Genomic DNA, 24,616 nt, shown 5'->3' with positions numbered 1-24,616 from the left:
ATTAGAAATAAACCACTTATGAGCTTTTCTCAAAGAGTGGGGTAATGACTTGGCGACAGTCGCATTTTCTGTGATATGCGGTGAAATTCATTCTGCCAAACAACTCTTTTAGAGTTCGTAAAGATACAAAAATAAATGGTGAAAAGGAATTTTAGAAGCCTTATTTTATACTTTTTATTACTGTGTTGCCACGATGAAATTTAAAACTTTTATTCTCTTGTATGATGTCATTAACCCCGAATGTCGGGCGAGCAATTCTTTCTCTACTTCCACGTTTAGGACACAGTCCTTAAAATCTAATCAATACCTTAAAAGACCACAAACATATTGATTATTGGGGAATGTTAACTATTACGCAAATCTTTCATGTCTTTATGTAAGTCAACACCAGCAGCCAAAATACGGAAGAACAACCGCTCAATCTGTTTTCTTGTCAAATAAATATTTCCTTGTGAGTCTTTGTCGTAGATTTGCTGTGCGACAACTCGTGAGCGTATTCTGCATCTTTCTATAATTTCCATCCATCCTGCATCCTCTATCACGGTATAACCTCCATCTATTGTCGGATAATTGAGGTTACCATATTGGTACATCTTTTTAGAGTCCCATAGACATTGTATATAAAAACCGCTGACTAATTCTGGACAAGTTTGTGAAGCGGTACGATAAGCGAGAAATTTATCAGAAGAAAATTGTAAGTCTGGAATAATGGCATAAAAACCGCCATCAATAAACAAACTTTGCATTTCTGTTGGAAAGAAATAGAACAACTCCGCGCGATTGGAATAGATATCTGCTGTTTTTATTTTATTAGGATTAAGTTCAATATATCTACTCATATACAAAAACAATAATCTGAGCAATTTACAGAAGATTAGAGGTTCATCAATTCCTTCTTCATTTCCAGATATTTGAGCAAGTTTACTGAGACGGATTACTTCCCATATTGATTCAATATACCCGATTATGGCTCTTTCATTATGCCAGTATATGTTAGGCATTACAACTGCTCTTGTGAGTGCATTGAAAAGATATCCTATTCCTCTGTGTTCTCCACCAGCAATTAGAGCTTTACCAATGGTGGATTGAATCAATGGGTGGGCAGCATGTTTGTATTTCTCTAAAAAGGCCTCGTCATATGTATAGACTTCATATAACCAACATTCTCTATATGATTTATACCGTAGGCTTTGTTCGTCTGTATATTCCCTTTGACCAGTTCTCCTGCTTTCCCATTCCTTAATAAAATCTTCCAAGTCATACTCTTCTAATTTCAGATATGGGTTAAACTGTCCTAAAGTAATATGCCGCCTTTCATTATCGCCAATTTGGTAAAATTCGGTATATTTTTTTGCCTTAAATAAGGCAATTTTCTCTTGCAGGATTTTGAACCATAGTTCATTGTCAAAATCTGGAATCTGTTTTCCTTTGCAATATGTCTGAAATTCAGCGGCATATTGGCTTATGTCGCTGAATTTCTTTCCTTTTAGCTGACGAATAAATTCATAAGCTAATGGATGACCAGCCAGGAATGAGCTCAAATCTTCGTTCATAATTTATGGCAATGGGGTATATCTGTCTTGCAAAAAACGAGTAGTATATAATTGACCTAACCCAACAGTTAATGTGTTATAGTCATTTAAAGGCATCGGTTGGATAATTGCACCAGAAACTTCTGTAATCGCTTTTAGCGGCGAAATCCCAGTCGCACAGAAAGCTGCCCACGCCAACGTAGCCTTATCACTTATCAGATAATGAAGATAAGAGAACTCCAGTTCTTCTTTTGCAGGCTTGCTTCCCATCTGAACTCTTTGGATTAAGCCGATAAAATCTCTATAATGAATTGCACCAACAATCTCGTCTGGATTGTTATTAATCCACGATTCTAAAAAAGGCTGAACTTTGGTTACTGCCGTTTTTGAGTAAAGTTTTTCTAAGGCCATAGCTGCCCCTTGGAATGAATTGTATGATTTTTGATTGACAATATTCATCAAATCATTCCACATTTTGCTCATGGTATAGCGTCTATAAAAGATATTCAGTACAATTTTTCGGGGATATTCGGTACTTGAATATCTATTCCTCCATGTAATAAGATTATTCGTTCCCTCTGTAAGGGCAGGTGTCATATCTATCATAATAGCAATAATTTTAAAATCCAAACATTTTTCCAAAAGAGTCCATCATTTCATCAACATCAAACACACTGTTCATTTGCTGACTACTTGCCTTGCCTACCTGCATATTTTGAGGGTATCTTGACGTATACTCTGAATAAGTGATTTCATGTACTCCCTCGGGGAGAACTGGTACAATTATTTTATCTCCACAGCGTACTATCAGTATGCTACCTTCACAACATTGCGCTTCGCCAATTATAACACCTACTACCCCCTTGTTTGGGTAGAAAGAGTACTGTTTCCAAGTATTCATGTTTGCTTGGATTCCAGAGATAACTAAATTCGTATTGCTACGCACTTTTGCGCTATTTGTTATTTCCACGAATGTTTCCATAATCTCAAATATTATGTAAATTAGTAAATTTCAATGCTTCGTTTAACTTGAGAAAATACATTCTTTCCCTATCGTCAATGTGTCCATCTACTCGTGCCATATCCTGAAGGAAGTATGCTAATAAATTTCTTTTGTCTTGCGACATATCTTTTAGAATATGTACAGCTGTTTCATTTTGCATTTCCAATGCTTGATTAAACTCATTTTGTCCAACATGCATCATTGAACAAATCTTGTTCAATAAATCCATTTCTTGAGAAACAACGGTTCCATCAGCCGCCATCATGCATTTAATAGCGTATAAAATAGCTATTTTCTCTTTGTACGACAAATCCAAATTCATAGTTCAAATACATATGCCTATCAGTTCCTATCTGCTTTTACTTATTAAACCACGAAGCGTGGAACTGTATGCCACGTCTCTGTGATTAGGTGCTAGGAAAACCTTGAATGAAGATGTGGGAATAACAGCCCCACGCATATGCGTGGAGACCATTACGCCATCTCTTGCATTCGTGATGTTCAGTTTCCTAGGCTTTAATCACACAAGAAGAAGACATAACGCCTCTTATTTTCAATATGTCTTGGAAAGAGTCGCCTCTCACCAAATACAAAGATAGGGAATTTCCGTGATATACAATCTTATTTAGATAAAAATCAGTGATTTGATACTTATTTTATTATCTGTTTGTACCTCTATTGGCCCATGATAGACTTAATATATTGATTTTCACGAATACTCAATTCCCCGACAATACTAATCGCCTTTCCATATATTCAATAATATTGCAAGAGGAATAATATTTAAGCGTATTCAATCTCATTTAAAGAGCTGGCGAATAAGTCCGTGTGGGAACAAAGCGGGAACAATAGGTACAAAATAAAATCGGCTAAGTATTGATATTCAATTACTTAGCCGATTCCCTCGTACCCAGAGCCGGGATCGAACCGGCATGGAGGTTAATCCACTGGTGTTTGAGACCAGCGCGTCTACCGATTCCGCCATCTGGGCAGAAAAGACGTGGCAAAGGTAAGGATAGATTTTGAATGCGCCAAATAATCTGTGTTTTTTTTCAAAAAAAGTTGATTGATACATCTTTCTAATAAAAAATAATTACATTAGCGGAATAATTAACATAAAAAAATGGCTCGCCCATGGAAAATAGATATTGCGTAATTATGGGAGGCGGCGTGGGAAGCCGCTTTTGGCCGTTCAGCCGAAACAACAGACCGAAACAATTTCTCGATTTCTTCGGAATTGGGCGTTCGTTGCTCCAAATGAGTTTCGACCGTTTCGCCAAAATCATACCCAAGGATCACATCTTCATCGTCACCAACGAAATCTATGTCGACCTGATCAAGGAACAGCTCCCCGACCTGCCGGCCGAGAATATTCTTTTGGAGCCGGCTCGCCGCAACACGGCTCCTTGTATTGCCTGGGCCTCGTATCATATCCGGGCAATCAACCCCAAGGCCAACATCGTGGTGGCTCCCTCCGATCACCTCATTCTCAAGGAGGATGAGTTTGCCCGCTGCGTAAATCAGGGTCTCGAATTCGTAGCTAAATATCCGGCTCTGCTCACACTGGGTATCAAGCCCAACCGACCCGAAACGGGATATGGCTACATACAGATTGGCGAGGATGCCGAGGGTGACATCAAAACGGTAAAGACCTTTACCGAGAAACCCAACCTCGAGTTTGCCAAGATGTTTGTCGAGAGCGGCGAATTCTTCTGGAACTCGGGTATATTTATCTGGAATGTACAGACGATTATCAACGCCTTCCAGAGATTCCTGCCCGATATTTCCAACCGATTCGAAGAGCATAACGAGGTATTCAATACGCCGGCCGAGAAACAGTTTATCGACGAGAATTTTGCGGCTTGTCCCAACATTTCGATCGACTTTGGTGTGATGGAGAAGGCCTCGAACGTATTCGTTCTTTGTGCCGACTTCGGCTGGAGCGACCTGGGTTCGTGGAGCGCCCTGTATGACCACTCGCCCAAAAACAAAGACGGCAACGTGGCCCAGGGATGCAAGACCCTGCTCTACAACACCACAAACAACGTCATTGCCGTGAAGGGCGACAAGCTGGTGGTTGTCGAGGGGCTGAAGGACTACATCATTGCCGAGGCCGACAACGTGCTGCTCATTTGCCCCAAGAGCGAGGAGCAGAAAATTAAACAGTTTGTAACCGACGCCAAGATGGCTTTCGACGATACCTACATCTAAACCGTCGTACAGCGTCGACACGATACAGGAAGAGCCGGAGGTTTTCCTCCGGCTCTTCCTGTTATTTAGCGTACACCAAACGGTCTCGATTAAAAGAATTTGGTGGGGACGCCCCAAATGTCGGTGAGCAGGTTGTTGGCCAACCGGCTGGCACCGATTCTGAAGTGCTCGTTGTTGAGCCATTGCTCGCCCAGCACCTCTTTGACCACGCAATAATATTTCACGGCGTCGACCGTCGTAGAGATGCCTCCGGCCGGTTTGAAGCCAATCATGGTTCCCGTCTGCTCGTAATACTCCTTGATGGCCTGGCACATCACATAGGCAGCCTCGAGCGTAGCGGCGGGCTCGGTTTTACCGGTCGATGTCTTGATGAAATCGGCCCCCGAATAGATGGACAGCAGCGAGGCCTTCTTGATGTTCGAAGCCGTCTTCAAGGCACCTGATTCGAGGATAACCTTCAGATGCGACTCCTTGCAGGCGTGTTTCAGCTCCTCGATCTCCTGGCACATCTCTTCGTAATTCCCGGCCAGGAAGTTGCCTACGTTGATTACAATATCAATCTCGTCGGCCCCGTCGGCAACGGCCAGAGCCGTCTCGGCTACCTTCACCTCGGTAAAGGTCTGCGACGAGGGGAAACCGCCCGATACGGCAGCAATATTCACGGCCGACACGTCGAGGTTGGCGCGAACGGTTCCGGCAAAGTTGGGATAGACACAAATGGCAGCCACGTTGTCCATCTCGGGATGCTCCTCTTCAAAATCGTTCACCCGCTTGGTCATGCGCGTAATCGACTCGGTGTTATCCTCGGTATGCAGCGACGTCAGGTCGATGCAGTGGAACAAAAACTTGTACACATCGGGTGTACTGTTTGCGGCCAGATTGTCGCGAACGATTTTCTCTACGGCAGCCGCTACTTGAGCATCGTCCAAATCGGTGTTGTACCGACTCAACATTTCTTCGTATTTGTCCAGTTTATTCTCCATGTTTGGTCAGTTTAGGATTATTGATATGTCTTGTTTTATCTCGATTGGTTTTCTTCTCGATATTCTTTTCGAATGCAGCGGTCAGGTCCACGCCCGTCTGGTTGGCCAGGCAAAGCAGCACCCAGAAGACGTCGCACAACTCGTCCGACAGGTCGCTCTGCGCCTCTTCGCCCGGCTTGAACGACTGGTCGCCGTAGCGGCGCGAAATGATACGGGCCACCTCGCCCACCTCTTCGGTCAGGATGGCCATATTGGTCAGCTCGCTGAAGTATCGCACCCCCACACTCTTGATCCAGGCGTCTACCTGTTCTTGTGCCTCTTTGATTGTCATAATTCCTTACTCCTTGTTTTTGGTATCCATGCAAATGGTCACCGGGCCGTCATTTATCAATTCTACCTGCATGTCAGCTCCGAAAACACCCGTGGCGACCTGTCGACCCACCTCCTCGGAGAAACGCCGGCAGAAGGCCTCGTACATAGGCACAGCCACCTCGTGACCCGCAGCGCGTATGTACGACGGGCGGTTCCCCTTCTTGGTCGAGGCCAGCAGCGTAAACTGGCTCACCACCATGGCCTCGCCGCCCACATCGAGCAACGAGCGGTTCATCACCCCGTTTTCATCGTCGAAAATGCGCAGGTTGGCACACTTCTTGACCAGCCATTCGAGCTCCGAAAGCTCGTCGCTCTCTTCCACGCCCAGCAAAATCAAGAGCCCCCGACCGATTGACGAATGCAACTCACCGCCTATCGTTACCGAAGCCCGCTTTACCCGTTGAACAACTACTCTCATGTGAAACTCTCCATTTTTATCGGTGCAGATGTCGAGCCTATCCCCCACCCGATCTTAACCGACCGGCGCAATTCATACTCCCCTCTGCGTAAAGCACAAAGATAATACAAACGACAACAGAAACAAATTTTATTTCATCCTTCTCCCTCAGGTCAGCGATAAGCTATCGCTTCCCAATTAAACGGAATTGCCCTTGTATGGTATATTTATAACACTGATAATCAACTATATAAAAATCAAACCAGATGCTCTTTGATGATGCGGGCCTTGGCCTCGCCCACCACCGAGGCCAAATCGGCCTCCGACGCCTCTTTGATGCGCTTCACACTCTTGAAGTGCGTCAACAATGCATCGCGGGTTTTTGGCCCTATTCCGGCAATGGAATCGAGAGCCGACTTCACCTGCCCCTTGCTCCGCTTGTTGCGGTGGAAGGTTATACCAAACCGGTGAGCCTCGTCGCGCATGTGCTGAATCACCCGCAGCGACTCCGAATTTTTGTCGATATAGAGCGGCAGTGAATCGCCGGGAAAATAGATTTCTTCCAACCGCTTGGCAATACCCACGATGGGCACCTTGCCCCGCAGGCCCAACGCCTCGAGCGACTCCAGTGCGGCACTCAACTGCCCCTTGCCGCCATCGACTATGATCAGCTGCGGCAGCTCCTCCCCTTCGTCGAGCAACCGACGATAACGACGATAGATAATTTCGCGCATCGAGGCAAAGTCGTCGGGACCCACCACGGTCTTAATATCGAAATGTCGGTAATCTTTTTTCGAGGGTTTCCCCTTCTTGAAGACCACGCACGAAGCCACCGGATTGGTGCCTTGGATATTGGAGTTATCGAAACACTCCATATGCCACGGCAGTTCGGGCAAACGAAAATCTTGCTGGATGCGCGAAAGCACCCGCATCACCCGCTGCTCGGGATTCAGCTTTTCGTTTTGCTTCAGCCGGTCTATCTTGTACTGCTTCACGTTCTGCTCCGAGACCGCCAGCAATTTCTTCTTATCACCCCGTTGCGGAACCACAAATTCCACATCGTCGAAACTCGACTCGGGCAGGAAGGGAACCAGAGCCTCCCGGGCCTTACTGCCAAACCGCGACCTCAGCTCGGCAATACCCAGCGACAGAATTTCGGGAGCCGATTCATCGAGTTTTTTCTTATACTCGATGGTGATACTTTGTACAATCGACCCACCCCGCACGTGCATATAGTTGACGAAAGCTACCCCCTCGTCTTCATCGTAAGAAAAGACATCAATCTCGTGCAACGACGGATTTACGATAACCGACTTGGCCTTATATTTCTCGATTAAATCGTACTTCTCCTTAATCGCCTGCGCCTCCTCGAAACGAAGCTCGGCCGACAGACTCTGCATCTCCTCCAACAGGTGACGGCTCAACTGGTGAATATCGCCGTTGAGAATCTGGCGCACCTGCTCGATATAACCGTCGTACTCCTGTTCCGAAATCTTCCCCTCGCAACACCCTTTACAGTTTTTGATGTGGTATTGCAGACAGACCCGGAACCGTTTTTTTGCGATGTTTTCGGGGGTAAGCGCATAGTTGCAGGTGCGTATCGGATAGAGCTCGCGTATCAACGCCAGCACCGTCTTGGCCAAATGCACGTTGGCATACGGGCCATAATATTTCGAGCCATCCTTATTCACCCTACGGGTAAGAAATACCCGTGGAAAATGCTCGTTCCGCAAGCAAATCCACGGGTAAGTTTTATCGTCCTTGAGCAAGACATTGTAACGCGGCTTGTACTCCTTGATCAGACTGTTTTCGAGATGCAGGGCATCCTCTTCGGTCTTCACGACGATATACTGCAAGTCATAGATATTCTTCACCAGCATATTCGTCTTGGCCGAATCGTGCACCTTGTTGAAGTACGAAGAGACCCGACGCTTCAGGTTCTTCGCCTTCCCCACATAGATAATCTTGCCCGTCTTGTCGAAATACTGATACACGCCAGGTGTATCGGGCAAGAGGGCAAGTTTGTTCTTAATATTTTCGTTTTTCTCGATCAATCCGTATCAATATTTGATAAGAGCCTCTACCTCGACATCGTCGGGGAAAGCCTCGCGGCCCTTCAAGAACTCCAGTTCGACCAGGAAATTGACATAGATTTTTTTCGGATTAAACCGTTTCACCAGCTTATAGGCAGCCAGCATGGTTCCACCCGTTGCCAGCAAATCGTCGTGCAACAGGACCACGTCGTTTTCGCAAAGGGCATCCTTGTGAATCTCGATTACATCTACCCCATACTCCTTGGTATAACTCTCCTGCCAGGTCTCGGCGGGCAGCTTGCCCGGTTTACGCATGGGCACAAATCCGGCCCCGATGCGGGTAGCCACAATAGGTCCCATGATAAAACCACGCGACTCTATGCCCACCACTTTGGTTATCCCCTTCTCGGCATACATACGGGTGAGCATATCCGACAACTCTTTCAAGCAGTCGGGCTCTTTGAATACCGTTGTCAAATCTCTAAATACAATTCCCTTTTGCGGGAAATCGACCACGTCGCGAATCTTGCTTTTAATAATCTCTAAACTCATTTTTTATTCTTGTTATTTTGTTTGTCCTTCCCTTTTGTAATAAGGCTTTGCCCGATTTTGTTTCACGTGAAACATCAACGTCCGCACAGCAGCAACAAGATGTTTATATCGCTCGGCGAGATGCCTGGTATACGCGAAGCCTGTGCGATGGTTTCGGGGTCGATTCGTTCCAGTTTCTGACGGGCTTCGGTCGACAGCGCATGTATCTCGCTATACTTGAATCGTCCTTTTATGCGAATATGTTCAAGTCGGGCTATCTTCTCGGCAATCATCTTTTCGCGATCGATATAGCCCTGATACTTCATCTTTATCTCGGCAGCTTCTACAATTTCGTCGCGTCGGTTTTTGATTGAATCCAACTCCCGTTTCAAAGCCGGAACCAGTTGCGAGAGCTGTGCCAAATCGAGCTGCGGACGTAAAACCAAGTCAATCAACCGCACTCCCTGTTTCAGCGGCGTAGTACCCAAAGCCTCCAGCCCGGCGTTGATATAGGCCGGTTTTATCGAATAATGTTCGGCAAAATGGATTAAATGGTCTATCCTATCCCGCTTCTCCCGCAACAAATCGTAGCGGTCAGACTTGGCCAACCCCAACCGATAAGAGCGCTCGGTCAACCGCATGTCGGCATCGTCCTGACGCAGCAAGATACGGTATTCGGCCCGCGACGTAAACATACGATAAGGCTCGTCGACCCCCTTGGTCACCAGATCGTCGATGAGCACACCGATATAGGCCTCGTCGCGTCCCAATGTAAACGGCGCACCGCCGTGACAGTTGATATGAGCGTTTATACCGGCAATAAGCCCCTGCCCTCCGGCCTCTTCGTAACCGGTTGTTCCGTTTATCTGACCGGCAAAAAAGAGGTTGGCAATCTGCTTGGTCTCGAGGTTATGATTCAGCTGGGTGGGGTCGAAATAGTCGTATTCGATGGCATATCCCGGTCGATAAATGCGCACGTCGCGCAACGCCGGAATCGCCTGCAAAGCCCGCACCTGCACATCGAGCGGAAGCGACGAAGAGAAGCCGTTGAGGTAATACTCCTGCGTCGTCTCGCCCTCGGGTTCGAGAAAGAGCTGGTGCTCCGTTTTATCGGGGAAAGTCACGATTTTGGTCTCGATACTGGGGCAATAACGGGGCCCGATACTCTGGATTTGCCCGTTGTAAAGGGGCGAATCGGGCAACCCGGCACGAAGAATATCGTGCACGTGCTCGTTGGTATAGATGGTCCAGCAACTGCGCTGTTTCAACGGGCGGGGCTGAAAATCGAGGAACGAGAATTTATGGAAATCGTTCTCGCCCCGCTGCTCGGCCGCCTCTTCGAAGTGGATGCTGCGGCCGTCGATACGCACCGGAGTACCCGTTTTCATACGGCCGGCCGTAAAGCCCAGTTCGACCAATTGCTCGGTGATTCCGTACGAAGCCGGCTCCGAAATACGACCGCCACGCAACTTGGTGCGGCCGATGTGCATCAGACCGTTCATAAAGGTACCGGTCGTGAGCACCACGCATTTGGCGGTAAAGGTTACATTCATGGCCGTAACTACGCCCGTTACCCTTTCGTCTTTTACAAGAATCTGATTTACAGAATCTTGCCACATATACAAGTTGTCTGTATTCTCGAGAATCGAACGCCAGGTCGTGATAAACTTGGCGCGGTCGCTCTGCGAACGGGGGCTCCACATGGCAGGCCCTTTCGAGCGGTTCAACATCCGGAACTGGATGGCCGTCTCGTCGGTCACAATACCCATGAAACCACCTAAAGCATCGATTTCGCGAACAATCTGACCCTTGGCAATTCCACCCACGGCCGGATTGCAGCTCATCTGAGCTATCTTGTTCATATCCATTGTGATAAGCAAGGTCTTCGAACCCAGATTGGCCGAAGCGCATGCCGCTTCGCAACCGGCATGACCGGCACCCACCACGATTACATCGTAATTAAAATCCATTGTATTGTATTTCTCCATGACCTATGGGGGAGAAAAAGCGAACGCTTCCCCACCCCCCTGGTCATATCTGTTTCTCGATTATCTCAGTTTCAGAGCCTCGTCTTCACAACGGGTCATCGCTTCGCGCTCACCCGGTCCTTTATCGTTGATTCCGCACAAGTGCAGAATGCCGTGTATGATGATGCGATGGAGCTCCTCGTCGTAGTCGGTCCCAAACTGTTCGGCATTGGAACGGACCGTATCCACACTGATGAAAATATCGCCGCTTATCTTATCGCCCTCGGTATAGTCGAAGGTGATGACATCGGTATAATAGTCATGCTGCAAATAGGCCTTGTTCACCTCGAGAATCTTCTCGTCGGAGCAAAAAATATAGGCTATATCGCCGCATTTTTTCCCGTACCCCGAAGCGACCCGACGAATCCAATCGGTCGTTTCTCTCTTTTTTATCGCCGGCATCTTGACATCTTCGGCAAAATAACTCACAGCCATAACTCGTACTTTTTTATATTCTTATTGTCACTGCAAAGATAGTGCAAACCCGGGGGAGAAGCAAGTATATTCGTGCAGGAGAGGCATTCACAACCTCCTGAAGAGGTCAGACCGTTCTACCCTGTCCAGATTGTTTCCATCGCCACACAGGCCGCATTTCGCAGCATACGGTCAAAGATACACATTTATTCCGTTCCTTTCTATTTGAAGAAGAAATAAGAGACCGTAATGGCCGAAATGGCCCCTATCACATCGGCCAGCAGAGCATACCCCACGGCATAACGGGTCTTGCGCACCCCTACGCTACCGAAGTAAACGGCCAATATGTAGAAGGTGGTATCGGTCGAACCCTGCACGGTACAGGCCACCCGACCTACAAACGAATCGACTCCGTAGGTCGACATGGCATCGACCATCATCCCTCGCGAACCGCTACCGCTCAGCGACTTCATCAGCGCCGTAGGCAGCGCGCCCACAAACTCGGTATCGATACCCAACCACCCGAAGAAGGAAGCAAAGCCCTCGACAATATAATCCATGGCTCCCGAGGCCCGGAATATCCCGATGGCTACCAGAATAGCCACCAGGTAGGGAATGATCATCACCGCCGTCTTAAAGCCCTCTTTGGCCCCTTCGATAAAGGCATCGTAGACATTGATACGCTTCACCAGACCCGAGACGATAAAGACCACGATAATGGTAAACAGGATGCTGTTGGCGGCAAAAGCCGAGTAGGTAGAAATCTTGTCTTCGGGCAACGACGAAAAGTAGTAGAAGACCCCGCCCACAAAAACGGTGAGCCCGAGTCCCCACAGCACGATTACCCGATCGAAGATATTGATACGCTGCTTGATACACAAGGCCAGAAGCCCTACAAAAGTAGCCATAAAGGTGGCGATGAGAATAGGCAGAAAAACGTCCGACGGATTGGCCGCCCCCATCTGAGCCCGATAGGTCATCACCCCGATGGGTATCAGGGTAAGCCCCGAGGCATTCAGCACCAGAAACATCAGCATCGCATCGGTGGCCGTGTCTTTTTTGGGGTTCAGTTCCTGCAACTCCTTCATGGCCTTCAGCCCCAGCGGGGTAGCGGCATTGTCGAGTCCCAGCATATTGGCCGAAACATTCATAAACATCGAACCCAAAGCCGGATGCCCCTTGGGTACCCCCGGAAACAGGCGGGTAAAGAGCGGACTAATCAGGCGCGACAGCACGGCCACCATACCACCCCGTTCGCCGATTTTCATCAAACCGAGCCACAAGGTGAGAACACCCGTCAACCCCAACGAAATATCGAAGGCGGTACGGGCCGAAGAGAACGAAGCATTCATTATGTCGGTCCAAATGGCCGTATTGCCATACACTACAGTCTGTACCACCGCCACCACAAAGGCAATGACAAAAAATGCAATCCAGATGTAATTAAGAACCATACGACTGTTTTTGAATGTTTTTCGTTTCTTGGGACAAAAATAGTGAAAGGCGAGCGCAGAGACAAATGGAAAACAAAGTTTTCAACATTTGACTATGCCGAGCCGCATCCTGTTTTCTGTAAAAATAGTGAAAGGTGAGCGCAGAATGAAATATCGAAACTTGTTTCAGATATTTTTTATGCCGAACCGTATCCTATCTTCTTCAAAGATAGTGAAAGCTGAGAGCAGAGGCAAATGGAAAACCAAGTTTTCAACATTTGACTATGCCGAGCCGCATCCTGTTTTCTCAGAAAACAGCCATTTTAGAGAGTCGCACACTCGCTCGAGGCTTAAAAAGAGAGAGGGCAACAACAGGCCAGCCGACACCGTTCTATTTCGCGTTTTTTTTGCACGTTCCAAAACGCACATATATCACTACAAATCAAACAATTATCTAATTTTTATCTTCTGGAGAATCGAATATTTTCTTTCTTTCGATTACCTATGCGTCATTTTTTCAGCCAGGAGCCTCTATTTTAACAATTTGAAATATTGTCATCGACAACTGTTTTAAAAAGCAACAAACCTCCGCAATCGACCAGTCGAAAAATTCACTACCTTTGTTCCAAATGACACATCACCATGCACACAGCTCAAGATATCGAGAAAGCCATCCGGGCAGCAGCCAATCCGGCAAAAGCAAAAGTTCTCTCGGGATTCTTCAAAACCGGAAAGGGAGAATATAGCGAAAACGATATTTTCATCGGGGTGCCCGTTCCTGTCACACGAAGTATCGCCAAGCAATACCTCGACACTCCACTTGCCGAACTCACCACTCTGCTGCATAGTCCTGTGCACGAGTTGCGCATGGCAGCTCTCCTCTGCATGGTCGAGCAGTTCAAGAAAGCCGACGAAGCCCAACGCACGGCCCTGTACAACACCTATCTGGCCCACACCGCTTGTATCAACAACTGGGACCTGGTAGACCTCTCGGCCTCGCAAATCGTAGGGGGCTATCTCGAACACCGCGACCATGCCCCGCTCTACCGTCTGGCTCAAAGCCCACAGCTTTGGGAACAGCGTATCGCCATCGTCGCCACCTGGCAATGGATTCGCCGCGGTCACCTCGACGATACCCTGGCTCTGGCCGACCTGCTGCTCCACCACGAGCACGACCTCATACGCAAAGCTACGGGTTGGATGTTGCGCGAGGTCGGCAAGAAAGACAAAGCCCGCCTGTGCCGATTCCTCGACACCCGTTACCGACAGATGCCGCGCACCATGCTACGCTATGCCATCGAGCGATTCACACCCGAGGAGCGCAAACATTACATGCAAAAATAGAAATATGATTCAAAGTCTGCCCTCGCGACGCCACTGACGTTTGTACTTGTAAAGGCGTTGCAGCAGTTTGAGCGAACTGATATGCCAGTAGTAGCGCTTGAAATGCTCGTGACAGCAAGTCTCGATAAAATCCCAACTCCCCACCCGTTTCTTCATCAACATTCTGATAAAGCGAAACGACATCTTTATCTCTCTGAAATAGGCTACCAGCGAGTTGGGTTTCTTGAGGTAGAAGGGCAAACGGTCGGCCCATTTCTTGTGAAACTTGGCCGTATCGTCGAGCCAAGCCTGGTTGTACGAGCCCTCCGAAAAGTGTTCCAGCAATATATCGTTCGTCACATAGTTGGTATACTTCTGACCCACGGCCATCGAAATATCCAGGTCGTACAGATGGAATCCGCGGAAGGTATCCTCGTCGAACCGAAACTCGGCCCACACGTTCCGACGCATGAACAGACACATGCCATCGAGCACAATCACCGGCGAAGCCGACACCTTGTCGGGGTTGGTAATGAAATATTTGATCGAGCCGTCTCTGAACCGTTGAATATAGTTGTAGCGCGTGTATTGCTTCAGCGAGCCCCACCCCGAATAGGTAGCCAATTTGGCCATCGAACCGGCAAAGCCCACGACCCCGGTCGTTGGTGTCTGCAGCAGCGACACGATGCGTTCGCCCCAGTTGGGTGTCCTGAAAAAAATATCCTCATGTGCAAAGCAGAGATACTCCCCTTTTGCCTTCTCGGCGCAATGGTTATACACATGGGTAATACTGTCACCAGCCTCCCTGTTGTCATAAATAATAAATTCGCAAGGCAACCCTATCGTTTCGAGAACATTTGTCCGGAATGCCTCTGCCTTGGCCGGATTAATGGAACAAACGATGATAGAAATCATAACAACAAACCTCCTGCCTACAACATATCCACACGGATACTTTTTTCAAGCAATGCCTCTATCCCGAAAATCTTTCAAATCAAGCTCTCAGCACTCCAATTTTTCAATCGGTTATTTACAGGCATCAATTTATAAATATTATCTTTGTCAAAGATAAAGCAACAATATTTTTCGTACATATTATTTCGACCAATCGCCGTTTTATATCGAAAAAAATAACCAAGTCACCCCGAAATGGAACACATTCACCTGTTTTTCGCCTTGAACGACACCTACTGTCGGCACTGTTGCACGACAATAGTTTCCCTCCTGGAGAACAACCCCGACGACTTCTTCGACATCTACCTCCTCTCGGACTATATCTCGCCCGAGAACCGGCAGAAACTCTCGTCGCTCGGGCAACGATACAGCCACCACACGATACATTTCCACATCGTCGACGATACCGACTTCCGCAACTTCAACCTCAACATCGGGTACATCACCCTGCAAACCTACTACCGGTATGCCATCGCCGAGTGGTTTCCCCAACTCGACAAAGCCCTCTATCTCGACTGCGACCTGGTGGTAAACGGCCCGCTCAAAGCCTTGTGGCAGACCGATATAACCGACTATATCTGTGCCGGGGTCCCCGATTTGTGGATTGAGAACATCTACTACAAGCCCGAGATAGGCATGTCGCTCGACGAACTCTACATCAACGCCGGGGTACTCCTGCTCAATCTGAAAAGAATGAGAGAGGAACACACCGGCCGACTCTTGTCACAGGCCACCGCACAGCCGCCCTGCAAAATAAAATTTCAGGACCAGGACATCATCAATCTCGTGTGCCGGGGCAAAATCAAGGCTCTGCCCGAGAGGTTCAACTTCACGACCGAAAACGCCTTCAAACACCCCGACCAACGGGCCGAAGCCACCATCATTCACTATACCGGCGAACGCAAGCCCTGGTGCGGCGAGGTCTGTGCCAACCCCTTGAAACACCTGTATTTCGACTATCTGAAAAAAACACCTTATAACGATACGCTAAAAAAAGACTCCATGTTGAAACGACTGACCCACCTCTTTTCCCGCAAACCGAAAGAGTCGTCTCGCCCCATACGCGTGGCCCTGCTCATCGACGAGTTTTTCGGCGGTGCCGGAACGGCATTCGGCGGATACGGTTTTCTGGCACGACACTATATAGCCAAATATATACCTTGCGACGATATACAAATCGACGTATTGCTACGGCTCGACTACCAGCGGAAAAAGAAAAAAGCGACCAAAACCCGGGTAGACAACGTCGACGTATATGTGCTGCCCGGACGGAAATATGCCGCTGCCTGGCTGAAGAGAAAGAACTACGACCTCTACTTCTCCATCGAGCTCACCAGCTCGTTCCTCAAATACGAACCCAACCCCAACAAGCGGCTGCTTTTGTGGGTACAAGACCCGAGGCCCTGGAAGGACTGGCTCGAAATACAAACCGTCAAACTTTTCCCCGAGTCGTGCTACTGGAATACCGAGGTCTACGAACTCGTACACCGCCTTTACACCGAGGGGCGTGTCACCTTCGTTACCCAGGGCCGGTTCCTCATCGAGAAGGCACGTTGCCTCTACCGACTCTCGCCCGAGACCCCCATCGCCTATCTGCCCAACCCGGTAGATATCGACCCCCAATTCGACGTGAAGAATTTCCCCAAGAAAAACCACATCATCTTCATCGGCCGCATCGAGTCGGTAAAGCGAGGCTGGCTCTTCTGCGAGATAGCCAAACGCATGCCCGAGTACGAGTTCTACATGCTGGGGCAATCCTTCCGCGAAAAAGCACAGAACGACTCGGTCATGGCGCAATACCGGTCGGGAATCAAAAACCTGCATTTCACGGGACATGTCGAGGGAGAAGAAAAATTCAACTATATCAAAGAAGCCAAAATTCTTGTCAACACCTCCATACACGAAGCTCTGCCCGTGACCTTCCTCGAAGCACTCGCCTGCGGAACCCTGCTGGTGAGCTGCCAGAATCCCGAGGAGCTCACCGAGAAATTCGGGGTCTATACCGGCCCCGTGCTGGGCGACGGATTCGACAAAATCGACCTTTTCGTCGAGGCCATTCGCTCCCTCATGGAGAACGAAGAGAAGCGGAAAACTCTCTCCATCGCCGGATATGAATATGTAAAACAGGTACACAACGTGCCCGACTTCATACGCAACACCCGCGAACTTATCCGTCGCGAAGCCCGCAAATAAAAATCTCTTTGCCAACCCACGAGCCTATTGCCGTATAATCACTACTTTTACAAAAAAGAAAAAACGACAAGAGCATGACACCCCAAGTATCGGTCATCATTCCCGTTTACAACGTAGGCAAATACCTCGAAAAATGCCTCTCCTCGGTCGTGGAGCAAACCTTTACCGACCTGGAAATCGTTGTCGTCAACGACGGCAGTACCGACGACTCGCCCCAGATCATTGCCCGATTTGCCCGACAGGATTCACGCATCGTGGTCATCGACAAGTCGAACGAAGGGCTCGCCTATGCCCGCAAATCGGGTGTAGAGGCTGCCCGGGGCACCTATATCTACCACCTCGACGGCGACGATTACCTCGAACCCGATGCTATCGAGCTGATATATGCCCAAGCCCGGGAAACTGATGCCGACATGACTATAGCGCCTTTCGTAATCGACTATCCCGAGACCGGCCAGTCGCAGCACTCGCTCGTGCCGGGTCGCGAAAGCTACACCGGGCTGGAATACTTCTCCGAAATTGCTTTCACCCGAGCCCATTGGTCGGTATTCAGCTACCTGCACAAGCGCAACCTGTATGACCATGTCACCTTTTGCAAAGGGCTAAGCTACGGCGAAGATGTTTACCTCACCACACAATTAACCTACTACTCCTCACGTATAGCTGTCATCAAAGGCAAGCCTCTCATGCACTATATCATACGGAATAGCTCCATCACCAACAGCAGGTTCAGCGAGCAAAAAGCCCGGGATATATTGCTCTATCCCGACCTGGTAAACGACTTTTTCAAAGATAAACCCGAATACAACTTGCTGCAAAAAGAGCTCGGGGCTATCCGCATACAGGCCTATAACACCCTGTTGAGCAAGCGATGGTTCAAAGATGCCCACCGGCTGAGCCGGGAGTCGCTCGCCATCTTGCGCCAATACCCCGACCTCAGGAACGTCCCCCAGATACGGGCCTTCCGCAAACTCTTCACTCTCTATGCCCACAGCCGGGTATTAGGAAGATTGTATGCCCAGTATTATATTTGCAAAAAGAAAATCAAGTAATGGCACCCCGAGTCTCTGTCGTCATTCCCGTTTACAACGTGGGCAAGCAGCTCGAAACCTGCTTGCAGTCGGTTGTCGGTCAAACTTTTACCGACCTGGAAATCGTTGTTGTCAACGACGGCAGTACCGACGACTCGCCCCAGATTGTCGCCCGGTTTGCCCGACAAGACCCCCGCATCGTAATCATCGACCGACCCAACGAGGGAGTAGCCTATGCCCGCAAACACGGTGTGGAGGCTGCCCGGGGAGAATACATACAATATCTCGATGGCGACGACTTCCTCGAACCCGATGCCATCGAACTGCTCTACCGGAAAGCTGTCGACGAACAGGCCGATATGGTAGTACTCCCCTTTTGGCTCGAAAGTGAAAACCGCAAGAAAGCCTCCAACCCTACACCGGGAACCTACGATTCGGTATCGTTTTTCTACTCCCTGGCCTTTTGCCGCAACTATTGGGCCGTGTGGTCGTTCCTGCACAAGCGGTCGCTATACGCCGGGGTACATGTCGAAAAAGGATTGAGCTATGGCGAGGACGCCTATCTGGCCTCGCAACTGACCTACTTTGCCCGCAAAATCGTGGTACTCGAGTCACACCCGCTGTTGCACTATGTCATTCACAGCGGCTCGGCCACCCTGAGCGGGTTCTCCGAAAAAAAGGCTCGTGACATCGAACTGTATCCTCAACTGCAACGGCGTTTCTATGCCGACAAGCCTACCTATCGACAAGTAGAAAAAGCTCTTGCCAATGTCGAATTGGGAGCCATCGTCCTGTTGTTGAGCAAACGCTGGTTCGGCGAGGCCCGACGCCTGGCCCTGCGAGCCATGGAAATCGAGAAACAATTCCCGGGGCTGCTGCACCAGCGCCCCGCCCGCCATTATCGCAAACTGCTGAAAGCCTATGCCCGCAGCGAATTTTGGGGCAAGCTGATGGCTCGGTATTATCTCTTCACCCGGAAAATAAAATAGACACAAACCATGAAGATTCTCTTCTTTTCGCATGGAAAACGCGCCAACGGCGGCGCCGAACGCTGCTTGCTCGACCTCATCAAAGGAATAAAGCAAGCCCACGAGTCGTGGGAAATCTATGTGGTCTTCCCGGGACAAGACGAATTATGGGAAATGTCTCGTCCCTACCTGTCGGGGTATGCCTTCATACGACAACCCTGGTGGCTGGTTCGTCCCAAAAAGAACGGCTGGCGCAAGCGGCTTCTCTTCAACATACAGAAGCGTAATGCCATACGCCAAACCCGCAATTACCTCCGCACCGTCGCCCCCGACATAGCTATCACCAACACCCTGGCGACCCCCATCGGTGCCTGGGCAGCACGGGAAGAGAACATCACACACTATTGGTTCATACACGAAATTCCCCCGTTGGCACGCAATCTGGTCTACCTTTTCAACGAAGGGAAAAGCCTCAAACAAGTCGGTGCCCTGTCGCAGAAAATCATCGTCCCCTCCGATTTCGTAGGCGAATATTACAAAGCCCATTTCCCCGAAGCCGGGAAAATAGAGGTCGTGTACCAGTCGGTCGACATCGTGCCCCCCGCACGTCCCCGGGTCGACCAGCCCTTCACCATAGGCATGCTGGCCAATTTCGAGCCCAACAAGGGACAACATATCGCCATCGAGGCCTTTCGCGAGGTCGTGAAAGAGTACCCCGACACACACCTGCTGCTCATCGGCGGCAACCACAGCCGATATGCCCAGGAAATCAAGGAAAGCGTCATTGCCTACAAACTGGAATCGAATGTCTCGATTGTCGAGCACACCATTCACCCCCACGACTACCTCATACAGGCCGACGCCGCCCTGGTATGCTCGGGTTTTGAATGTTTCGGCCGGGTAATCGTTGAGGGACTCAAATGCGGGCTGCCCGTCGTTGTTCCCGACAAACCTTTCGGCCGGGAACTGATTCGGGAGGGATACAACGGTTTTCTCTACAACCGCGACGATGCCCATGACCTGGCCCGCAAAATCATCTTGCTACGCCGGCAAGACCTCTCTACCTTGAAACAGAATGCACTGGATTCGGTCGAGAACCGCTTCTCGGTCCATTCATTCGCCCAAGATTTTACTGCTATCATCAATCCTGCAAAGTCATGAACAAGCCCTCGGTAATCATCGTCATACCCATCTATACAACTCGACTGAACGATTGGGAGCACGCTTCGCTGCGTCGGTGCTTCGAGGTACTCTCCGCTTACGACAAGTGCTTCGTAAAGCCCCGGTCGCTCGACCCGAAGCCACTTACCGACCTCTACCCGGCCGACCTCGTGGTCAACTTCCCCGATACCTGTTTCCTGGGCATCGCCGCCTACAACCGACTCATGATGTCGCCCGAGTTCTACGAGGCTTTCGAGCAGTGGGAATACATGCTCATCTATCAGCCCGATGCCTGGGTCTTCGCCGACAACCTCGACGACTGGTGTGCCCGCGGCTACGACTATATAGGGGCTCCCTGGATACCCAAACCCAAATACGGCCGGCTCTACTATCGCCTCTTCAATCGCCTGAAACGGGCTCTCAACCGGGTGGCGGGGGCTTCGGACTACAGCCAGCTCTACTACCGGGTAGGCAACGGCGGGCTGTCGTTGCGGCGCATCGCCCTCTTTGCACGCACCGCTCGCGACATGGAACCGCAAGTAGCCCGTTATTTGAGCCATCCCGGGGTCGATTTCTACAACGAAGATATTTTCTGGAGTCTCGAAGCCAACCGCGACCAAGAGCGGCTGAAGATACCCCACTGGCAAGAGGCGCTCCAATTCTCGTTCGACAAGAACCCGGCCGTCTGCTACGAACTCAACGGCCACCGGTTGCCCTTCGGGTGTCACGGCTGGAGCAAAAAAAATATGTTGCCCTTTTGGGAACAACATATCCAAACACTTAGACACGGCTAATCGCACCGTCCCTAACCCTCCTCTCGCTTACAGGAAAGGAAGGTATCGCGATATTTTCTTCCGCATGTTCGACGAAGTCTGCACAAAACGCTCCTCGCCCGAAGCATTGTCGTCGAAACATTTCAGATACACGGCATTCATCTCGTCGGCCAACCGTTTCGGGTCGAACCGCACGACATACGCCTTGCCCTGCTCGATCATCTCGTGGCGCAGTTTCTCATCGCTCATCACCCGCTTCATGGCATCGGTCATACCGGCCACATCGTCGGGACCTACATAAATCGAGTGAGGTCCGCCGGCCTCTTCGAGGCACGACCCCGTGGCGGCTATTACCGGCACACCGGCCGAGAGAGCCTCGACAATGGGAATGCCGAACCCTTCGAACCGCGACGGATAGACAAACGCCGTAGCCAGATGATACAGTACGGGCAGATCGCCGAACTTCAGATTATGAATAATGTGTACCCGATTGCTCAACCCATGAGCCTCGACATAGGCCTTCACCTTCTCGGCGTAAGGGGTGCATTTGCCCACGGCCACCAGATGCACATCGCCCAACCGCTCGATAGCCTTCACGGCCAGCAGCAGGTTTTTACGCTCCTCGATAGTGCCCACACTCAAGATAAAGTGGTCGGGCAGCCCGTAGGCCTGACGCACACGCTCCTTCTCACCGGCTGCTACCGGCTTGGCAAAAACAGGGTCGCAACCCTGATAAACCACATCGATCTTGTCGGGCGAGATGCCGTAAAACTTCACGATGTCGCGCTTGGTACACTCGCTCACCGCCACAATGCGGTTGGCCTTGCGGCACGCATACCTGAACTTGTAGTTATAGATTTTTCTATCCAACCAGTGATAATATTGGGGATAGCGCAGGAATATCAGATCGTGAATGGTCACCACACTGCGGATACCCGTGCGATGGAGCCCCATGGGAAGTTCGTTGCTCAATCCATGATACAGCTGTACACCGTCTTGCAGTAACCCCCGTTTGATAAAGAAGGTACGCCACAAGGCCTTGCAACTTTTCATCAAGAAAGTGCGGGGCAAAATCGAAGCCACATTCTTGTGCTTCAACAGGGAATCATACGAGGCATTCTTGCATCTTTTGGGTATATACATACGGTACTTGTGCTCGTTGCCGTACGTAGCCATCGTATCTACCATGAATCGGCTGTAATTGCCCAATCCGGTAAAATTGGCGTTAGCCCTTTTTGCATCGAATCCTATAATCATCCTTAAATCTCAATTTACGGTTTACATAAGAATAGATGTATTCTACACCTATTTTGCTGCATGCCTCTCAAAAAATTTTAGGTTTTTCTTCCATTTCTCGAACAGGCAAAATAAATTTCTCATTTTTAAAACATTATAGAGATACGTTTCCCCTATTGCCATTTCCTGTTTTTTTCATCTATCTCGACAAGCGACTTTGCCCGGCGACAACTATTCTACACAGAATCCGGGCACAAAGGTACATTTTGTTGCAATTATTTTTATCTTTGTGCAAATAAAAATACGGTATATCCCCCGTATTTCCCGCAAAAAGAAAGAGAGATGGTACACAAATTCGACTTTTTAGTCATCGGTTCCGGTATTGCCGGAATGAGTTTTGCCCTCAAAGTGGCTCACAAAGGAAAAGTAGCCCTCATTTGCAAAACCGAATTGGAAGAGGCCAACACCTATTTCGCTCAAGGAGGCGTAGCTTCGGTAACAAACACATTGATCGACAACTTCGAAAAACATATCGAAGACACCATGATAGCCGGCGACTGGCTCAGCGACCGCGCCGCTGTCGAGAAGGTCGTGCGCGAGGCACCCTCACAAATCAAGGAGCTCATCAAATGGGGTGTAGACTTCGATAAAAACGAAAAAGGCGAATTCGACCTGCACCGCGAAGGCGGTCACTCCGAGTTCCGCATCCTCCATCACAAGGACAACACCGGTGCCGAAATCCAGGACAGCCTCATCAAGGCCGTCAGACAACACCCCAACATCACCATCTTTGAGAAACATTTCGCCATCGAAATCATCACCCAGCACCATCTGGGAGTTACCGTCACCCGACAGACGCCCGACATCGAGTGCTACGGAGCCTATGTACTCGACCTCAATACCGGCAAGGTAGAGACCTTCCTTTCCAAAGTGACCCTCATGGCCACCGGCGGCGTGGGTGCCATCTACCAAACCACCACCAACCCGCTCGTGGCTACCGGCGACGGAATCGCCATGGTATACCGGGCCAAAGGTACCGTCAAGGACATGGAGTTTATCCAGTTCCACCCCACGGCTCTCTACCATCCCGGCGACCGCCCCTCGTTCCTCATCACCGAGGCCATGCGCGGCTACGGTGCCGTGTTGCGTACGCTCGACGGTAAGGAGTTCATGCAGAAGTACGACCCGCGCCTGTCGCTGGCTCCCCGCGATATTGTGGCCCGGGCCATCGACAACGAGATGAAAAACCGGGGCGACGACCACGTCTACCTCGACGTCACTCACAAAGACCCCGAAGAGACCAAGAAACACTTCCCCAACATCTACGAGAAGTGCAAGAGCCTGGGCATCGACATCACCCGCGACTACATACCCGTAGCCCCGGCCGCCCACTACCTGTGCGGCGGTATCAAGGTCGACCTCGACGCCCGCTCGTCGATCAACCGCCTCTATGCCGTGGGCGAGTGCTCCTGCACCGGTCTGCACGGCGGTAACCGGCTGGCATCCAACTCGCTCATCGAGGCCGTAGTCTATGCCGATGCGGCTGCCAAACACAGCCTCAAGGTCATCGACAACTACTCCTATCAAGAGAATATCCCCGAGTGGAACGACGAGGGGACCGTAGAGCCCGAAGAGATGGTGCTCATCACCCAAAGTGTCAAGGAGGTGGGCCAGATCATGAGTACCTATGTAGGTATCGTCCGCTCCAACCTGCGCCTCAAACGGGCCTGGGACCGTCTCGACATCCTCTACGAAGAGACCGAAAGCCTCTTCAAGCGCAGCAAGGCTTCGAAAGAGATTTGCGAGCTGCGCAACATGATCAACACCGGTTATCTGGTGATGCGTCAGGCCATGGACCGCAAGGAGAGCCGAGGGTTGCACTACACCATCGACTACCCGCACCCCGACACCACACCGCACAAGTAACCGGTCGAAAACACGACTGTCGACCCACGCGTAGTACCGCATTGCTTATATCAACGGGGCTGTGTAGAAATGATTCGTTTTTCCCACAGCCCCTTGTTGTCGATAGCATGCACCA

At 49.8% G+C, this 24,616-nt stretch carries 22 protein-coding genes and 1 tRNA gene; 8 read left to right on the top strand and 15 right to left on the bottom strand.

Going from position 1 to position 24,616, the window contains the following annotated elements; all coding sequences use genetic code 11:
- Positions 1–344: 344 nt before the first annotated feature.
- From NW211_RS03445 to NW211_RS03425, 5 genes are all read right to left on the bottom strand, one after another.
- Entirely contained in the window at positions 345–1,553 is a 1,209-nt protein-coding gene (locus tag NW211_RS03445; RefSeq protein ID WP_258326923.1) for a hypothetical protein, read from the bottom strand.
- A gap of 3 nt (positions 1,554–1,556) precedes the next feature.
- Complete coding sequence (locus NW211_RS03440) at positions 1,557–2,162, bottom strand: hypothetical protein (RefSeq protein ID WP_258326921.1); 606 nt, start codon at positions 2,160–2,162, stop codon at positions 1,557–1,559.
- Positions 2,152–2,514 carry a hypothetical protein gene (locus NW211_RS03435; RefSeq protein ID WP_258326920.1) on the bottom strand — a complete coding sequence of 121 codons (363 nt, stop codon included), beginning with the start codon at positions 2,512–2,514 and terminating at the stop codon, positions 2,152–2,154. The genes NW211_RS03440 and NW211_RS03435 overlap by 11 nt, the downstream gene beginning before the upstream one ends.
- Positions 2,515–2,518: 4 nt before the next feature.
- On the bottom strand, positions 2,519–2,857 hold the full coding sequence (locus NW211_RS03430) for a TerB family tellurite resistance protein (RefSeq protein ID WP_258326918.1): 339 nt from the start codon (positions 2,855–2,857) through the stop codon (positions 2,519–2,521).
- Between the two features lie 585 nt (positions 2,858–3,442).
- Positions 3,443–3,526: transfer RNA gene (locus NW211_RS03425), tRNA-Leu, on the bottom strand.
- Between the two features lie 143 nt (positions 3,527–3,669).
- Between NW211_RS03425 and NW211_RS03420 the strand changes: the two genes are divergently transcribed.
- Positions 3,670–4,746, top strand: a complete 1,077-nt coding sequence (locus NW211_RS03420) for a mannose-1-phosphate guanylyltransferase (protein ID WP_087407868.1) — start codon at positions 3,670–3,672, stop codon at positions 4,744–4,746.
- A gap of 89 nt (positions 4,747–4,835) precedes the next feature.
- Here the strand turns inward: NW211_RS03420 and deoC are convergent, their stop codons facing one another.
- The 8 genes from deoC to NW211_RS03380 form a co-directional block, all read right to left on the bottom strand.
- Positions 4,836–5,729 (bottom strand): deoxyribose-phosphate aldolase, encoded by an 894-nt coding sequence (gene deoC / locus NW211_RS03415; RefSeq protein ID WP_258326917.1) that lies wholly within the window; start codon positions 5,727–5,729, stop codon positions 4,836–4,838.
- Positions 5,719–6,060: a nucleotide pyrophosphohydrolase gene (locus NW211_RS03410; RefSeq protein ID WP_087407870.1), complete on the bottom strand. Its 342-nt coding sequence runs from the start codon at positions 6,058–6,060 to the stop codon at positions 5,719–5,721. Before NW211_RS03410 ends, deoC begins: the two co-directional genes overlap by 11 nt.
- 6 nt (positions 6,061–6,066) lie before the next feature.
- The gene (gene dtd, locus NW211_RS03405; RefSeq protein ID WP_087407871.1) at positions 6,067–6,519 is read right to left on the bottom strand and encodes a D-aminoacyl-tRNA deacylase; all 453 of its coding nucleotides are present in this window, start codon (positions 6,517–6,519) and stop codon (positions 6,067–6,069) included.
- A 236-nt stretch (positions 6,520–6,755) separates the two neighbouring features.
- Positions 6,756–8,552 carry an excinuclease ABC subunit UvrC gene (uvrC, locus tag NW211_RS03400; protein ID WP_087407872.1) on the bottom strand — a complete coding sequence of 599 codons (1,797 nt, stop codon included), beginning with the start codon at positions 8,550–8,552 and terminating at the stop codon, positions 6,756–6,758.
- Between the two features lie 6 nt (positions 8,553–8,558).
- Positions 8,559–9,083, bottom strand: coding sequence for an adenine phosphoribosyltransferase (locus NW211_RS03395; RefSeq protein ID WP_087407873.1), 525 nt, complete (start codon positions 9,081–9,083; stop codon positions 8,559–8,561).
- 74 nt (positions 9,084–9,157) lie between these two features.
- Positions 9,158–11,032 (bottom strand): tRNA uridine-5-carboxymethylaminomethyl(34) synthesis enzyme MnmG, encoded by a 1,875-nt coding sequence (gene mnmG, locus NW211_RS03390; protein ID WP_258326916.1) that lies wholly within the window; start codon positions 11,030–11,032, stop codon positions 9,158–9,160.
- Between the two features lie 78 nt (positions 11,033–11,110).
- Positions 11,111–11,524: an rRNA maturation RNase YbeY gene (gene ybeY, locus NW211_RS03385; protein WP_087407875.1), complete on the bottom strand. Its 414-nt coding sequence runs from the start codon at positions 11,522–11,524 to the stop codon at positions 11,111–11,113.
- 200 nt (positions 11,525–11,724) lie between these two features.
- Positions 11,725–12,957: a nucleoside recognition domain-containing protein gene (locus NW211_RS03380; protein WP_258326915.1), complete on the bottom strand. Its 1,233-nt coding sequence runs from the start codon at positions 12,955–12,957 to the stop codon at positions 11,725–11,727.
- 621 nt (positions 12,958–13,578) lie between these two features.
- Here NW211_RS03380 and NW211_RS03375 point away from each other — a divergent pair.
- Positions 13,579–14,280, top strand: coding sequence for a DNA alkylation repair protein (locus NW211_RS03375; protein WP_258326914.1), 702 nt, complete (start codon positions 13,579–13,581; stop codon positions 14,278–14,280).
- Positions 14,281–14,289: 9 nt separating this feature from the next.
- On the opposite strand, the gene NW211_RS03370 is transcribed toward NW211_RS03375, so the two are convergent.
- A complete protein-coding gene (locus tag NW211_RS03370; RefSeq protein ID WP_258326913.1) occupies positions 14,290–15,174 on the bottom strand; it encodes a glycosyltransferase family protein in 885 nt (294 codons plus the stop codon).
- A gap of 234 nt (positions 15,175–15,408) precedes the next feature.
- On the opposite strand from NW211_RS03370, the gene NW211_RS03365 reads away from it, so the two are divergent.
- The 5 genes from NW211_RS03365 (at position 15,409) to NW211_RS03345 (ending at position 21,360) form a co-directional block, all read left to right on the top strand.
- On the top strand, positions 15,409–17,406 hold the full coding sequence (locus NW211_RS03365) for a glycosyltransferase (RefSeq protein WP_258326912.1): 1,998 nt from the start codon (positions 15,409–15,411) through the stop codon (positions 17,404–17,406).
- A 74-nt stretch (positions 17,407–17,480) separates the two neighbouring features.
- Positions 17,481–18,458 carry a glycosyltransferase family 2 protein gene (locus tag NW211_RS03360; protein ID WP_258326911.1) on the top strand — a complete coding sequence of 326 codons (978 nt, stop codon included), beginning with the start codon at positions 17,481–17,483 and terminating at the stop codon, positions 18,456–18,458.
- On the top strand, positions 18,458–19,426 hold the full coding sequence (locus NW211_RS03355) for a glycosyltransferase family 2 protein (RefSeq protein ID WP_087407882.1): 969 nt from the start codon (positions 18,458–18,460) through the stop codon (positions 19,424–19,426). The genes NW211_RS03360 and NW211_RS03355 overlap by 1 nt, the downstream gene beginning before the upstream one ends.
- 9 nt (positions 19,427–19,435) lie before the next feature.
- Entirely contained in the window at positions 19,436–20,566 is a 1,131-nt protein-coding gene (locus NW211_RS03350; protein WP_087407883.1) for a glycosyltransferase family 4 protein, read from the top strand.
- Positions 20,563–21,360, top strand: coding sequence for a DUF5672 family protein (locus NW211_RS03345; RefSeq protein WP_258326910.1), 798 nt, complete (start codon positions 20,563–20,565; stop codon positions 21,358–21,360). Before NW211_RS03350 ends, NW211_RS03345 begins: the two co-directional genes overlap by 4 nt.
- A gap of 27 nt (positions 21,361–21,387) precedes the next feature.
- On the opposite strand, the gene NW211_RS03340 is transcribed toward NW211_RS03345, so the two are convergent.
- Entirely contained in the window at positions 21,388–22,596 is a 1,209-nt protein-coding gene (locus NW211_RS03340; protein ID WP_087407885.1) for a glycosyltransferase family 1 protein, read from the bottom strand.
- Positions 22,597–22,917: 321 nt separating this feature from the next.
- On the opposite strand from NW211_RS03340, the gene nadB reads away from it, so the two are divergent.
- Positions 22,918–24,501 (top strand): L-aspartate oxidase, encoded by a 1,584-nt coding sequence (gene nadB / locus NW211_RS03335; protein ID WP_258326909.1) that lies wholly within the window; start codon positions 22,918–22,920, stop codon positions 24,499–24,501.
- Positions 24,502–24,616 lie beyond the last annotated feature (115 nt).

The organism is Barnesiella sp. ET7, assembly GCF_024733785.1.
In the GTDB taxonomy this organism is placed as follows: Bacteria; Bacteroidota; Bacteroidia; order Bacteroidales; family Barnesiellaceae; genus Barnesiella; species Barnesiella merdigallinarum.
This window is presented reverse-complemented; position numbering and strand designations above follow the sequence as displayed.